Annotated in this window: 12 protein-coding genes and 2 pseudogenes; 4 read left to right on the forward strand and 10 right to left on the reverse strand. The window is 58.9% G+C overall.

Annotated features, from left to right (window positions below; translation table 11 throughout):
• The first annotated feature begins 19 nt into the window (after positions 1-19).
• The 4 genes and pseudogenes from ACXHXG_RS21140 to ACXHXG_RS21155 all read left to right on the forward strand — a co-directional run.
• Entirely contained in the window at positions 20-793 is a 774-nt protein-coding gene (locus ACXHXG_RS21140; protein ID WP_457900590.1) for a glutamine amidotransferase, read from the forward strand.
• Between the two features lie 17 nt (positions 794-810).
• Positions 811-1,041, forward strand: a complete 231-nt coding sequence (locus ACXHXG_RS21145) for a tautomerase family protein (protein WP_457900591.1) — start codon at positions 811-813, stop codon at positions 1,039-1,041.
• On the forward strand, positions 1,038-1,727 hold the full coding sequence (locus ACXHXG_RS21150; RefSeq protein ID WP_457900592.1) for an aspartate/glutamate racemase family protein: 690 nt from the start codon (positions 1,038-1,040) through the stop codon (positions 1,725-1,727). Before ACXHXG_RS21145 ends, ACXHXG_RS21150 begins: the two co-directional genes overlap by 4 nt.
• A gap of 358 nt (positions 1,728-2,085) precedes the next feature.
• A pseudogene (locus ACXHXG_RS21155) lies at positions 2,086-2,399 on the forward strand (ISL3 family transposase); the annotation flags it as partial.
• A 247-nt stretch (positions 2,400-2,646) separates the two neighbouring features.
• Here ACXHXG_RS21155 and ACXHXG_RS21160 read toward each other — a convergent pair.
• The 10 genes and pseudogenes from ACXHXG_RS21160 to katE form a co-directional block, all read right to left on the reverse strand.
• Positions 2,647-2,925 (reverse strand): BrnA antitoxin family protein, encoded by a 279-nt coding sequence (locus tag ACXHXG_RS21160; RefSeq protein WP_104826330.1) that lies wholly within the window; start codon positions 2,923-2,925, stop codon positions 2,647-2,649.
• Positions 2,909-3,211: a BrnT family toxin gene (locus ACXHXG_RS21165; protein WP_283060736.1), complete on the reverse strand. Its 303-nt coding sequence runs from the start codon at positions 3,209-3,211 to the stop codon at positions 2,909-2,911. The genes ACXHXG_RS21160 and ACXHXG_RS21165 overlap by 17 nt, the downstream gene beginning before the upstream one ends.
• 362 nt (positions 3,212-3,573) lie before the next feature.
• Entirely contained in the window at positions 3,574-4,620 is a 1,047-nt protein-coding gene (locus tag ACXHXG_RS21170; RefSeq protein ID WP_457900593.1) for a glutathione synthase, read from the reverse strand.
• Complete coding sequence (locus ACXHXG_RS21175) at positions 4,621-6,516, reverse strand: flavohemoglobin expression-modulating QEGLA motif protein (protein ID WP_457900594.1); 1,896 nt, start codon at positions 6,514-6,516, stop codon at positions 4,621-4,623. It lies immediately after the preceding gene.
• Positions 6,513-7,331 carry an N-formylglutamate amidohydrolase gene (locus tag ACXHXG_RS21180; RefSeq protein WP_457900595.1) on the reverse strand — a complete coding sequence of 273 codons (819 nt, stop codon included), beginning with the start codon at positions 7,329-7,331 and terminating at the stop codon, positions 6,513-6,515. Before ACXHXG_RS21180 ends, ACXHXG_RS21175 begins: the two co-directional genes overlap by 4 nt.
• Before the next feature lie 517 nt (positions 7,332-7,848).
• A complete protein-coding gene (locus tag ACXHXG_RS21185; RefSeq protein WP_457900596.1) occupies positions 7,849-8,925 on the reverse strand; it encodes a lipocalin-like domain-containing protein in 1,077 nt (358 codons plus the stop codon).
• Positions 8,915-11,323 (reverse strand): ABC transporter permease, encoded by a 2,409-nt coding sequence (locus ACXHXG_RS21190; RefSeq protein WP_457900597.1) that lies wholly within the window; start codon positions 11,321-11,323, stop codon positions 8,915-8,917. Before ACXHXG_RS21190 ends, ACXHXG_RS21185 begins: the two co-directional genes overlap by 11 nt.
• On the reverse strand, positions 11,320-11,979 hold the full coding sequence (locus ACXHXG_RS21195) for an ABC transporter ATP-binding protein (RefSeq protein WP_457900598.1): 660 nt from the start codon (positions 11,977-11,979) through the stop codon (positions 11,320-11,322). The genes ACXHXG_RS21190 and ACXHXG_RS21195 overlap by 4 nt, the downstream gene beginning before the upstream one ends.
• Positions 11,980-12,504: 525 nt before the next feature.
• Positions 12,505-12,810, reverse strand: a pseudogene (locus ACXHXG_RS21200) (SOS response-associated peptidase family protein); the annotation flags it as partial.
• A 78-nt stretch (positions 12,811-12,888) separates the two neighbouring features.
• Complete coding sequence (gene katE / locus ACXHXG_RS21205; protein WP_457900599.1) at positions 12,889-15,027, reverse strand: catalase; 2,139 nt, start codon at positions 15,025-15,027, stop codon at positions 12,889-12,891.
• Positions 15,028-15,107: the final 80 nt, after the last annotated feature.

The raw sequence follows: 15,107 nt of genomic DNA on the forward strand, positions 1-15,107 counted from the left end.
ATCACCGGAGGGTATCGAAATGCATCCAACGAAAGAAACGACCGTTCGTCCGATCCTGCTGATCCAGGCCGGAACGCCACCGGACGAAATTCGTCAGGCGAACGGCGACCTACCCATCTGGTTTTGTAATGCATTGGAGCTTCCTACGGAGACCGTCGAAGTCGTGCGGGTTTTCGAAGGCGAGCCTTTACCGCCGCCCCATCGCGGACGCGTCGCCGTTATCACCGGGTCATGGTCCATGGTCACGGAACGCCTCCCGTGGAGCGAGGCTGCCGCGCAGTGGATTCGCGACGCCATGGCCGTCGATATGCCGCTCTTCGGCGTTTGCTACGGTCACCAGTTAATGTCACATGCCCTGGGCGGGCGCGTCGATTTTCACCCCGAGGGCCGCGAAATCGGTTATCGGGAAATCAGGATGTCTCCCGCGGCAGCAACGGACCCGCTTCTCAAGGACATGCCTCTAAGGTTCAACGCTCATCTCACGCACATGCAAACCGTGCTCGAACTCCCGACGTCGGCAGTTGCGTTGGCTGCATCCGAGCATGATCCGCATCAGGTCGTCAGATACGGACCACGGGCCATCTCCACGCAGTTCCATCCCGAATTCACTCCAGAGATTTCGTCGGCGATCATCCGGTTTCGGACCGACGCGCTCCGACAGGAAGGTCTCGACCCTGACGGCCTGCTTGATGACGTCCAGGACGCACCGTTCGCGACAAGGCTCCTGGCGCGCTTCGTCAAGGATGCACTCGGTGAAGACCGGGCTGCCGCGTCCATTCAACGAGCTTCATAAACGCAAGGAACGGCAAAATGCCCTACGTGAATATCAAGGTCACGGGCGGCTTGGACGCGCCGACCGCCGAACAGAAAGCGAAGCCAATCCGCGAAGTCACGCAGCTCCTCGCCCGCGTTCTCAAGAAGAACCCGGCGACCACAGTCGCCATCATTGACGAAGTCGACATGGACAATTGGGGCGTCGGAGGCGAGAGCACCACAGTCCGTCGCCAGAAGGCCAAGGCGCAGCCAGAGGGCAGGACATGAAAAAGCTCGGTCTCATCGGCGGTATCGGGCCGGAATCCACGCTGCTCTATTATCAGAAGTTCGTCTACGCGGCGCATCGACAAGGTGGGCACACGTTCTTTCCGAACCTGACCATCGAAAGCCTGAACGTCTTTGACATTTTCCGCCTGTGCGGAAACAAGGACTACGATGGCCTTGTAACCTATCTCATGAAGGGCATCGACAACCTGATCGCAGCTGGCGCCGAGGTTATTGCGCTGACAGGCAATACGCCGCACATCGTGTTCGACGAGCTCCAGGAACAGTCGTCGGTCCCGCTGGTCAGCATTGTTGAAGCGACGCGGGACGAAGCGAAGCGGCAGAACCTGTCCAAAGTAGGATTGTTGGGCACGCGGTTCACGATGGAGGCCGACTTTTTCAAGGATGCCTTGAAAGCCCGTGGGATCGGCGTCGTGACGCCTTCCGCAAGCGAAATCGATTTCATCGCCGCCAAGATTTCGGACGAGCTGGAGAGAGGCGTCGTCAAAGCAGAGACCCGCACTGCATTCCTTGATATCGTGCACAGGATGAAAGACGAGCAGAAGATTGAAGCGGTCGTACTTGGGTGTACGGAGCTGCCGCTCCTCTTCAAGGACGCTGACTTGCCTGTAGAGCGCTTGGATACGATGGAAATCCACGTCAACGCATTGCTTGCGGCTGTTCGGTAAGCCGGCTACTCAGACGAAAGTAAGTCAGGTCGACGGGTGCGCCCGCCGAGCTTTTCTGGAAATCGATCTGCCGTTGACGTTCGAGGTCCGGCTGAACGGCGTGCCAAACCGACCTGGCAGTCAATGAGCGGCTTCCAACTTGAATGATGGGGCATCCGAGAGGGGACGGTTCCGGGAGGGCTAGATCGCGGACTTCGCCTTGGCGCCTGGTGCCCAACGCATTCTGGAAGGCACGGTGAGCCTCGCCTTGCACCGGGTCGCCAGTCATGCCTCTTCAATTATGAGCCGAATGATGCTGTGATTGATCGAATCGTTTTTCTTCGTCGCCCAATTGCTGGCGCTTCCAGCCTGCTCATAGCAAGGATGTGTGGCCTTTGCCGAGATGCGACCCCTGGTTATGCGCTTCAACTGCATTCTCCGCGCAAGAGATCGGGACCACTGGCTGCATAGATCGATGATGCAATCGACACCGAACTCATTCCTATTATGCGATTCCCCCGCGTCCGGCGCAGAGACATCCACCCGGTGAACAACGCCATCGAACTGCCGTTGGAGCAACGGCAGGCCGAAGGTCAGATCAACCGCCTCTAGACCCTCGGGCGGGCAATTTTTGGTAGGGCAGGTCCTGAACTGCTCAGGGCACGAATGCTGCCACCGCGCCGCACAAAGTAAGAAAGAACCACCGGCTCCGCCTCGTGGGGCAAGGCAGAGCCGGGTGACCGAAAAGAGCGTTCATCAGCACCCAGGTGCGGGGTGACAGGTGCGCTTGTAAATTTATACGACTGAAGGCTGACTTTCTAAGTGATAATTTCTAGTCGCTTTTACCGGCCATCTGTGCCGGGTCTGAAATGAAAGGAAGGTGACCATGAATCACTTCGCCGCCGTGCGCTCCACCATGTTCTCGTCAATCCCGCAAACGTCATCGTTGCGCGCCAGAAGCGTCGACCTTTTCCGCGAGCCAGATCTTGATGAGCGATTGGTAGGGTACGTCTCGTTTGCCCGCCGCGATCTTGATCCGTTCAAGCAGCGCGTTCGGCAGCCGCAGCGAGATTGATGTCGAGGATGGTTTCAGGTTCGGCATGCGCACACGTTCAGCCTTGCTCCAGTCGACATGATCGTCGGAATCCTGGCTTTCCCAAAAGGCGCGTTCTTCCGCTTCCGTCTTGAATTCCGGTACTGGCTTAAACGTCTTGCTCATAATAGCTCCGTTCCTTGCGGCTCATATCCCGGGCCGAGATCACTCTTATCTTCGATTGGTTATGCCGAAGCGTGAAGGTGATATGCAGCAGCCTTCCATCGTCGGTGCGCCCGAGAGCGTGGATGCGTCGCTCTTCGGCGCTATGCCTTGCGTCGGGAACCATCAGGAGCGGCTCGTTAAAAAACACCTGCTCCGCTTCGCCCTGGCCGACGTCATGCTTTTCAGCGCTTTTGCGGGCGTTTCCCGCGTCCCAGTCGAAGCCGGTGATCTGGTCCCAATTAATCATTGATGTATATTGCCATAATATACATCGATTTCAAGGGCACGACAGAGAAAGGGAAAGGCGAGGGATATACCCGTCCACTCCGCAGGCCGAGGCGTCGATGCAGACGGCCATCAAGGCCATTAGCATCTGCAGTCGCATCATCGATGCGTCGCATGGCAATCGTCGCCGATCCAGCCGAAATCGCATCGGCATGCAAGGTTCAGGCAGCAGCAAATTCACATCGTCGACCGCGGTCGGGGCGGCGCCTACGGGCTCGCTGCGGCAATGGCGTTGCCCAGCATATTGCATGTCCTCCGGTAAAAGCAAAAGCGTGGGACCCATGTCTCCGGTACAATTCGTCACCTGTTTCTCAGGTCGACAGACTAAAGAGTTGCCAGCCTCCGGTTTGAAATCCTGCCGGCATAATTCTTCCTCATCTCCACCTTCTGCTCCAGCGCGATGATGACCTCTGGCGTCAGATCGACGCCGTAAAGTTCAGCAATATCGGGCAGGCCTCCGGGCGTGAAAACGTTGATCTCGAGGATTTTGTCGCCGACGATATCGAGGCCGACGAGAAACATGCCGTCCTCGACGAGCTTGGGCCGTACCAATTCGGCGACCGCGAGGATCTTGGGCGTGATTTCGACGGCAGCGGCGGTGCCTGCCGCATTCATGTTGGAACGGACCTCGCCCTTTGCCGGCACGCGCCGGAAGGCGGCATAGGCGCCGTCACGCTGCAACGGCCGGCCATTCATCAGGAACAGCCGGATATCGCCGGCCGTCGCGTCGGGAAGATAGACCTGTGCAATCAGGTACCCTTCGCCGCTGACCGCCTCGAAGATCTGATTGAGGTTCGCTTCCTTGCTGGAGGCGATCTTGAAAACGTTCTTGCCGCCTGAGCCCTGCAGCGGCTTCAGGATGACACCCTGTTTCTGCTCATCGATGAAAACGCGGATTTCCTCGAAGCTTTTCGATATCAGCGTGGTCGGCCGCACGGCTTGCGGAAAATCCTGAAAATAGAGCTTGTTCTGAGCGCGTATCAGTCCTTCGGGATCGTTGACGGTCAGCACGCCGCGCTCGGCCGCAAGCCTTCCGAAGATCGCACCAGCATGTGCCGCCCACGGCCGTTCATCGGCATCTTCAGATGGGTCGTTTCGTAAGAACAGCACGTCGATCTCGCTGACGTTGATGGTCTGAATTTCCGCCTGATCGCCCTGCAATGCACTGATGAAAGCATCGGCTTTTTTGGGCTTGCCGTTTTTAAGGTTAGTGGCGCGGATCATCAGGTTGTCGTCGGGGTGAAGCACGAAGTCGCCTGGCGTCAAATAAGAAACGTCGTGACCGCGAGCCATGCCGGCAAGCGCGAGCGCGGTCGTCGTGTAATAACCGGCTTCGCCTTTGATGGAATTCACAAAAAATGCAATCCGCATTCACGGCTCCTGTCGTTGGATCAAGTCGAGAGGGCGGATGCCGCTTCTGGCCCGTTCCAGCCGCGCACGCCCGCCGTCATTGTCAAGAAAGATTGGGTGGATCGCCGGCAAGCGGAGGAGTCCGCGCTCGGCAAGCTCCTGCATGACTTTGAAATGCGACGCAGCAATTTTGCCCATCCAGAAAGGCTCCAGAGCACCGCCATTTTCGAGATGGTCGAGCAAGGCGAGCAGTCCGCGCAGATAGATCGCATCCTTTGCAAGGCCGCCGCCTCGATAGAGTCGCAGGACGAGGTTGAAGGCCGCCGGTTCGGAGAAGTTATAGTCGTTGACGAGCACGGAATAGGTTTCAGCAAATGTCGCACCATCGAGCATACACGCACATCCAACGACCCGGCTCGCAATCAGCTTGAGCCTCTCCGGCGTCATGCCGCCGGAGAGGTATTCGGCAAAAACGGCCAAGCCTTCCTGCATGCCCTCGTATCCCGAAAGCCCTGTGCGAAACAGGCGCAGTCCCTGGGCCGAACCATTGAAATAAGTCAGCAGATGGACACCGATCTCATGCGACAGGAGGGGTTCGACGCGGCGCATATCCATCAGCGTGCTACGGGCGATCAGCAAACGATGTCCGGACACCATCAGGCCGGAGGGCAAGTCGTCGCGAATCTCGACCGACGCCTCGAAGTCATTTCCCTGCCGCTGATAAGCAGCGATCATAGCTTTGGCTTGCCGCTCCAACTGGAAACAGTCGGCAATCCTGTTTTCCACGCCCGCGCCGTCATCGCCGCTCCGCTCGTTTCCGGCCAAAGCTGTAAGGATTGTCCTGGCCTCGCGCAGCAGCGGTCGCTCGACCGGCTCATAGAGTGCACGGCTGAACTCGACGAACTTCGGGCTCTGCCGCGACGACAGCAGTGAGAGTTGCAGATCGAGCTCCTGCTGCTTTTCGCGATAAAGTTGATGGAGCACAGGGTCTTCGAGATGCTCGAAGGAGATTGAGAAAAGCTTCCGCTTGATCGCCTCCACCTGCAATCCGAGCGGGCGGTAGAGAAAGGTCGGCTGAGCCTCGCGGCCATCGGCCTTAAAGCCTTGAAACGCCGCCTCCGCATTAATGGGTGTCACCGCCAGAAGAAAATCGAAGGTCGACGCGACCTCATCGACGCTACGGTCCACCCTGGAAACCGCGTCGATGAACGCTTTGCGTCCCAGCGCCCTATGTGTGGTCAGCTTGAAGAGCTGATGTGAGCCTATGAAGGAGGCGAAAGCCTGCAGGCCTGCATCGAAGAGCATGCCAACAAGCTGTTCGCGAAGTTCCGGATAAATTTCTTCGGAGTTGGGTTGGCGGTAGATCGGTGCAAACCTCACGGCGATCGCCGAGCAGCCGAGTTCGCGAGCAAGCTGTTTGTCATCGCGCGAAGGAGCGGCCTCCATATTTTCCACGCGCGGCGTACGGAACCGGGCTTCGCTGTCGCTGACCGCCGTTGAGAATGCGTCGGCTGCTGCAATCGCATCAGCGCTCGACCAGATCGACACTTCGAAGGGCGGCAGGAAAGGCGCGTCGTCGGTCAAAAACTTGTCCTGTGACAGTTCGCCGACGTCGAGGAGCATGAAAGCGCCAAATCGCTCTTCTAGGATACTCGCGACAGCCTCAATCACCGGTATGGCCGCGGCCGCATGCGGCGCTACCAGGTAGGAGGCATTGGCTTGGGCAACGTCCCGGGCCGTGGGTTCGGCACCCTCTTTCGCGATATGGACGCACAGAAACGGCAAGGGCCGGTCGATATGTAGGCGGCCGCCGCCGGGCAGCTCGCGGCGGATCGACTTGCCTTCGCGGAGACAGGTCAGGATGTCTCCTATCCAATCCGGCTCGTCCTGCCGGCTGAGCGAACTCGCCTTGCTCATCGCCTTGACCCCAGTGCTTGCTCCAGCAAGGGAACGGCGGATGCGACGATGCCGCGGAGCTTTTCGAGGACATCGAGATCCGGCTCACCCGTCCATTCATCCATGAAGAACTTCTTGAATTCGACTGCGATGGCACAGCCGGAGAGGGGGAAATGCTCATGGATGAAGCGGGTCTGCTCGCCCTTCCCCTGGAAGGCAATGTTTTCCCGGACGTCGAGCCGGCAGCCGTTGATCTCGCAAGACCGGAAATGGTCCGTGAGGATATCGATCACGTGCGACCAGCGGACACGGTCGATGGAGAACGTGCCAATATTGATATGCGGCGCTTTTGCCTGTTCCGTTGGAGCCGCCGCGGCTCCTCCTCGACGATGATTGTAGCTATGGATATCGAGAACCACGAACCGGCAGTGCCAGCGCTCGATAGCCTTCAAAAAGGCCAGCAGCATTTCGTAATATTCGTCATGGGTCTGAAGGGAGGCCTTGACGTGTTTGGATGAAAGCTCGTCCTTCCAGACCTTCAGCCCCCAGGCCTGTTCCGGCGCGAAGTAAATCGCCGCATCGCGACTGCGGTTGATGTCGACTTCGAAACGAGACCTATGGAAAACGATCCGATTCGGGACGTCGCGTGTGGTGAACTCCGTGAATGGATCTTCCTCGCGAAGACGCTCGTCCGATGAAAGCGCATACAAGCTCTCCAGCTCCTTACGAACGGAGTGCCCTTCGTGGATGGCGGTCGCGACGATTGGGGAGATGCCGCGCTCGATTGTCCAGAGGGCGTCCGAATGTACCGGAGGGCTAATCAGCGACTGATGCATGTCTTTGTCGGAACCTACCTGTGAGCGAAGAGATAAGGCTGAATGCGGATTGAGCCGTTGTAACTTCTCGCCATGCTTAGCCTAAACGCATACGAGCAATAAAAGTTACAGGGCCATCGATCGAGTCTAAATCCGGCTGGGTTCGGCGGATGCCGTCAGACTTTTCAGTGTAGGCGTCGTCGGAAATGCATTCAAATTGTTGCGCAGGCGCAGCCCCGGTTAGTCCGCAAATTGCGGTTCGGAGAGAGGTTCATTATAGGCGAGCGGTCCGATCTCGTGATCTCTTGGCCGTCGGTCTCGACAGGCATAATCACCAAAATGCTCGGGCCTGACGCCCGGGGTGGCGCTCCGGATCGCGGAGGAGCCGCAATGCTTGGGCTGACGGCCGGGGGGAAGGGAGTGGTTTCCACGCACTTGGGGCGCTTGTCTGCTGTTGTTCATCCCGCTAGTTAAGGATTACATCATGAGTAACGTCGGCTCCCTCTCAGGGAAGCACTCTGGTCGAGACTAGAATTCGCTAGCGGTAGCCCGTCATCTCTAAATAGCCTAGCCCGTTGAATGACCCTGTCGCTCGTACGGGGCCCTCCCAATAAGGAAACTGGCTTGCCACCCACGCCTGGTCGTTCATGGCGAACACACTCACATCAAGACCCCTTTTCGGCAGCTCAAGGCGCCACTTTACGGGAACGTTTCGGCCAGCGACTGACGCGGTAGCTTCGGGCGTTAGCCTGAGCTGGTTGGACGGGATCGTCGTTGGCTTGCCCTCCGCCGATATCCAGGTACCTGAGGTAAAGCCTCCGCCAGCACTATCGCGCAGGCGGAACCCCATCAACTTCTCGCCGCTGTCAAAATGGAGCGAGAACCAGTCCCAGCCTGTCTGGTTTGCCGCGAGAGGCTGGCTCGACCATTCCCGGTCCAGCCATGCCTTCCCGGTCACTGCAAACTCCTTGCCCGGCAGGTGTAGCGCACCGGAAACCGAGTAGAACGGCTGGGAGTAATAGTAGCTCGCTTGCCCGTCTGCCGATTTGACTGAAAATCCGTTGTCTCCTTGTGGCACGATCGGCCCGCTCGCATCAAGATCAAAACGGTACCAGAAATCGGCACCCGTTGCGAACATCGTCAAATGCGAAAGCTCGTCTCCTCCCAACGTTGGCTTCCGCGCGGCTAGGTTCCATTCATCAATCCATGCGGAAAAGGGAGATGCGTTCACCCCGGCCTGACCGACACCGCCACGGGCGAGCCGCTCTGCCGAGAATTGCCTGTCGGGCGTCGTCACGGCGGCGTTGCCCATCCAGACCTGGGGACTGGACCATCCCGACTTATCGCCAGGCGCGGCAGCCGATCGAAAAAGTGTCCATTGCGCGCCGTAGTCAATGCCGTCCGATCCTTTCAGGTTTGCCGTCACGTACCACCACTCGATTCGGAAATCTGGGTGTGGACCATGGTCCTTGGGGAAGTCGAACCTGCAGCCAGGTGTCGGAAGAGCGAAACCTTCGGCCTTCGTGCCAAGTCCGGCGAAGCCTTGGGCCTTGGCAACGCCAAGCTCGGCCAGGCAAAACGTCAGGACGACGCAGAGACATAACTTAGCGTTCATTCGCAAACACCTTCAAAAGAGTGGCGGGTGTGACCTTCGAAAGCCGCCGCAATGGAACGAGGGCGGAAACAAGCGCCGCCAAAATTGCGACCCCACCAAGTCTAAGCCAGTCTGCCGGGAAAAGACGAAGAGGCAGCCGCCATCCGAATGCTTCGACGTTCACCACGGCGAGAAGCACCCAGGCGAGCGCGATGCCGACAGGAATAGCCAGGACAAAGGTTACGAGGACAAGCAGCATCGTTCGCCAAAGCTCCAGCTGAGCCAGCCGCCGCCGGGTCAGACCCATCGCCCAGACGGGGGCCAATTGCGGGAGCCTCATTCCCGAGAGCGTGGTCATGCTCGCGAAGAGCGCGACCCCAGCCACGCCAAGGGTCAAGACGTTCAAGGCGGCGGTCACCGAGAACGTCTGCTCGAATACTTCGGCCGAACGCCGCTTGAGGTCCGCCTGATCGACGACGTTCTGCGGGGGAAGTCCGAAGACGTCCACGACCTCCCGCCTCAGTCCAGAAACCTTTTGGGGGTCAACGCGCACGCCAAACCTCAGGCGCGCGACGTTGGGATAGTGATGAGTCAGGGCATCGATAGCGACGATGGCCTGGCCGGTGGGATTTCCGTAGTCCGAGTAGACGCCGACGATCGGGACCTTCCAGCCGCGTGGCAGCGAGATGATATCGCCGAGACGATGGTGGCCTCGTCTAAACAGTTGCTCGTTGACCAGTGCAGCGCCACCACTGACGATCCTGTCCCAGGCATACGGCACGGCCTCGAGGAGCGGCCATTTATCGCGGTAGGTCCGATGGTTGACAGCACCGAAGATCTGGCCGGGCTGACCGTCGATATCGCCTTCGGCGTTCCAAACCGGAAGGACCGCATCGACTCTGGGCCGGAGCCAGCGAGCCAGCCTGTCTCCCTCCTCGTCCGTTCTCGCCGTGAGATAGAGCTCGGAGGCTAGTCGCTGGTCAAGCCAACCGGTAAAGGTTTCCCTGAAGCTGGAAACCATTGTGCCGACCCCCACGTTCGCCGACAGGGCGATCAGTAGTGCCATCAGCGCCAATGCTAGGCCGGGTATCTGTTGCCGGGTGTCGGCCCAAAACCAGCGGGCTACGGGTCGGGCGGACGCTCGCGACATCAAAGCGAGAAAGCCCGAGAGTACGCCAGGCAGCAGCAAGGCTGCGCCAATCAGCAGGCATGCGAGAACCGCAAAGCCCATGACTAGCCCGGAACCCCATTGCGACAGAGCGGCGGCGGCGATGAGCAGAACGAGGGCCGCCGCCGACTGCGCCAAAATCAATCGCTCGGACGCCCTGGCCCAGGCTCTCGGTTGAGCTGGCGCGAGAAGTGGCATGCGCGATGTCTGCCAGAGACTTTTCGCCGCAGACAGGAGCGTGCCAGCGACGGCGATCGCCATTCCGCTCAAGATCCAGCCGCTTCGGAACGTCAATGCTCCATCGACGCTCGCGCCATAGAGGCTACGGATCGTCGCGGCGACGCCCGGCAGAAGGAATGACGCGAGGATATATCCGAGAGCAACGCCTACTAGGCCGGAGAACACCGCCAAGACCAAAAGCTCCAGAAGCAACAAGCCAATAAGCGTCGTCGCGGGGACACCCAGGGATCGCAATGTCCGGAACGTCGGGCGACGCTGCTCGAAGGCCAGCCCGATCGTCGAATAGACGATGAATAGGCCAACCGCAAAAGCGAGAAAACCAAAGGCCGTCAGATTCAAGTGGAAGCTATCCGTCAGCCGGCTGAGGTCGCCCTGCACGTCGGGCGTTTTGAGCGACAATTCGGGTGCGACCACGGAGAGCTCCGGCTTCCCCATTGGCTGGTCCGGCGAGACGACAAATCGGGAAACCAGCATAGGCTTGTCCAGCAGACCCTGGGCAATACCGATGTCGGCGATCGCAGTACCCGGAAGCATCCCCGGACTGACCTTGAGAGGCGGCGTGGAATTGCCCTTGAGTTGCTGGGCAGTTTCGGAAGAAACGTAGAGAAGGCCAGGAGGTGTAATGAAGGCCAGGAGATCGGATGTGATACCCAGAGCCGCGGCCGATGCTCCTCTTGGCAAGGTCACGGGGTCGACCCCAATAAGATGGATGCGGCTTGGGCCAATCCGCCACTCGCCCTCGACAATGGGTGAGACCTTCCAGCCGGCACGGCTTAAGCGGGCAAACGTTTCCTGGCTCACCTCCTCGCCGCTGGTGGGAACGAGCTGGTCGTACCTGTCCTGTCCCAGCATGGCAGCCGCCCTGTCGTAGCTCGCGCGTGCCTCGCCGTTGATCGCCTGAACGCCCGACCAGAGGGCGGTCGCCAAAGACAGGCCCAGTAAGAGCATTGCTAGCTGCAACGGGTGGCGTTGCCAATGCGAAAGCAAAGCACGCAGGCCGGAGACGATCATGAGACGATCCGCCCCTGCGTGAGCTTCACCTGTCGATCGAGGCGGCCCGCCAAGCGTGTCGAGTGGGTGACCATCAGCAGCGCAGAGCCGGTCTCGGCGATCAACTCCAACATCAGTGTCATGACGGCGTCGCCGTTGGCCTCATCGAGATTGCCGGTCGGTTCGTCCGCCAGGATGAGCGGCGGCCTGCTCGCCAAGGTTCGGCCGACCGCGACGCGCTGCTGTTGGCCGCCTGACAGTTGCTCGGGGTACCGGCGCATGACAGAAAGAAGACCCAATCGTTCCGCCAGCTCCGTCTCCCATGCAGGATCCGAGCGCCCGGTCAGACGCGCATGAAAAGTGAGGTTAGCCGCCACATCAAGAGACGGAATCAAATTGAACTGCTGGAAGACCAACCCAACGACCCCGCGTCGCAGAGTGGCGCGTCCCCGGTCGTCCATCTCCGAAACAGCTTGCCCGGCAACCTCGATTCGCCCACGGTCCGGCTTGTCCAGACCAGCCGCAAGGTGGAGAAGCGTGCTCTTCCCGCTGCCGGATTCGCCCGTCAGCGCGAGACTGTTCCCCGCGGCGAGGTCGAGATCGACGTCACTGAGGACGGCCAGGGGGCCCTCCGCCGTTTCGTAATGCTTGCTGACGCCTCTTAGGGACAGAACCATTCAATCTTCCATTCAGATAATGTCGGGCTTCACCAAATGACTCTGTATGGCGCCTAAGGCAATGAATCAGGGAGTGCCGCGCGACGTGAACGCAAGCGACGGCACATCTCAGATTTGCGCGTCCGCGTCGCGAGGGGCCAACCCATCAATGCAAACGTATGGCCCGCCCTGTTCGCAGGTAGAATTTTAGATTCCTGCACAGTTTGCCTCAACGTATTCCGTCTCACGGTCATGCCATGGCCAAGATGGATATCCGCACGTCCGGCGCCTCAATAATCAACACGGTTTCAACGAGCAATTTGGACTGCTGGGCTTTGCGCACGCCCGTCAACCGTCAGGCCATCTATGGTCGTTCTCGCTAACATCATTGACTGTGGGTACTGGATCATCGACGTCCAACTCGCCTCGAGGTTGATCGCGATGAGTGAATTACAAATTTGCTAATCTGCGCAAGAGTTCGGGTGGCGCGCGGGCAGCTATTTTCCACATTCTCACGATCGACAGGCTGCCGCTAGTTTTCCCGGCTCAGCCGACCTGCTGCACAGAAAGGGTGCTCACCGGGAGCGGCTTGATCAACGACGTCGCTGAAACAGCGGGGTCAAGCCAATCGGCCCAGGAGCCGCGTGCCAGGATCACAATCTGCCGGTCGTGAAACGGCGCGATGTCCGGCCCTGGCTCCATCGTCAGCATGGTGAAGGCCGGCGCCTCGCGCCAAATGCCGGCAATGCAGAAGATCGGCTCGTCCTTCTTGGTGAAGAGCCATTTGTCCTTGCGCTTCTTCTTCGGGTCCTTCGGATCTGTGAACTCGTGAAAGCCGTCGGCGATGATCGCCACCTGCGCGGTCCATCCTCTTCCTTTTGCAGGGGTCCTACTTCGCGCGAACACATCCGTGTCGCAGCGCAATTCCGCTCACTTGGTGGGCGTCGACGTTTTGCCAAGTTCCATCGACGGCTCTCGCGCCCAGACACGCAACTTGCCGAGCTTGGAGACGTAGGCGGAAAGGCCTTGCTCTCCCGAGAGGGACACTATGCCCTCATCGAAGGCATTGGCAATCCCGGCCCTCTCTAAGAGGGGCATCGCAGATTGGTCATAGCCAATGAACTTGCAGTGCTGAAAGGCGTCGGCAACGAAGTCGCGTGCTGTCGCCTCTTTCAGGAGGTCGTCCATGGCGGCGACGGAGGTAAGAAGGGCAACGGCGTCGAATAGGACCGAAGGCCCGCCGTCGATCATATGATGCGCCTTTACCCACGTGCCGTCTGAGGCAGTCACACCACCGACCTTGGGAGCGATCAGTTCAAAGACGGCTTTTTCCTCGGCAATCGTCTCAACTAGGCGGCTCAACAGTTTCGCATCGACGCCGTCGGTGATGAGAATACCGAGCTTTCGCCCCTCGAAACGTTGTGGTCCGCGTTCGACGATGCTTAAGGCCGGCGACGGCTCCAGATCCTCACGGGTCGGCAGTGCCGCATCCACGGGTTTTGGCATGGACCGGAATCCGAGCTTTTGGGCGACGGTTGTCGCCAGGGTTTCATCAATGTTCAAGAGGTGAGCGACCATGCGTTCGCGGATCACCGGTATCTCGACCTTGCTGAGTTCGAAGGTCAGGGCCATAGCGATGTGTCGTTGCTCCGGCGGAGTTTGGCTGATGTAGAACTGTCGCGCCTGACTATAGTGGTCGGCAAAGCTCGCCGGACGGAGCCGCGCCTTCGGTGCTTGTTCTTCCGAAGGAAAATGGCGATAGCCTTGATCCGGTGACTCTCGCGGTCCCTCGCTGTGGGAATTCGGCTGGTAATTCGCCCGCCCGACCGGATTCCGCATCGCCATATTACCGTCCTGTTGGAAATTGTGGAACGGACACTTGGGCGCATTGATCGGGAGATGGCTGAAATTCGGTCCGCCAAGGCGCTTTAGCTGGGTATCCAGATAGGAGAAGTTACGGCCCTGCAGCAGCGGATCGTTGCTGAAGTCTATGCCTGGAGGAACGTTTTGAGTCATGAACGCCACCTGCTCGGTTTCGGCAAAGAAATTGTCGGGCATGCGATCGAGCACCAATCGGCCGATCGGCTTCACGGGAAGAATTTCCTCCGGAATGATCTTCGTTGGGTCGAGCACATCGAAATCGAAGTTATCGGCGAAATCCTGATCGAAAAGCTGGACGCAAAGGTCCCATTCCGGAAAATTGCCGGACTGAATCGATTGCCAGAGATCACGGCGATGGAAATCAGGATCCGCGCCGTTGATCTTTACGGCTTCGTTCCAGGCAACGGACTGCAGGCCAAGCTTCGGCTTCCAATGGAATTTGACGAAGGTCGACTCATCCTTGGCGTTGACGAAGCGGAACGTGTGGACACCAAAGCCTTCCATGAACCGGAAGGAACGAGGTATCGCCCGATCGGACATGACCCACATGATCATGTGCATACTTTCGGGCGTCAGGCTGATGAAATCCCAGAAATTATCGTGGGCGGATTGTGCCTGTGGGAACTCGCGGTCCGGCTCTGGCTTCACCGAATGGACAACATCCGGGAACTTGATGGCGTCCTGGATGAAGAAAACAGGAATGTTGTTGCCGACGAGGTCCCAGTTTCCCTCTTTGGTGTACATCTTCACCGCAAAACCGCGAACGTCCCGCGCGAGATCAAAAGACCCTTTGCTGCCGGCGACTGTCGAAAACCGGACGAAGACGGGTGTCTTCTCGCCGGGCCGCTGGAAGATGTCGGCTCGGGTATAGGCTGCAAGCGACTCATAGGTCTCGAAGAAACCATGCGCACCATATCCGCGCGCATGGACGACGCGTTCAGGAATGCGCTCGTGATCGAAATGGAAGAGTTTTTCGCGTAAGTGAAAGTCTTCGATGAGAGCAGGACCACGTGCCCCGACCCGCAGGCTATTCTGATCATCGGCAACCGGACCGCCCTGAGCAGTCGTCAAGACCGGTTGCCCATCTTCCGCGAATTGATGAAGTTCGCCTCCTTCGCCTCGACAAAGTTTTTGGTCATGAACTGTGGCGACAGCAGGTCCGGTGGTCTTAGAGGTCCTCTTGGCCATTGGTGTTATCCCGTAAGGTAATGTGTGAAGCAGCTACGTGGAAAAAGCCGCTCGTCGAGCGGCCTTTTTGAGAGACCTGC

It is taken from the genome of Rhizobium sp. LEGMi-198b (genome assembly GCF_054114205.1).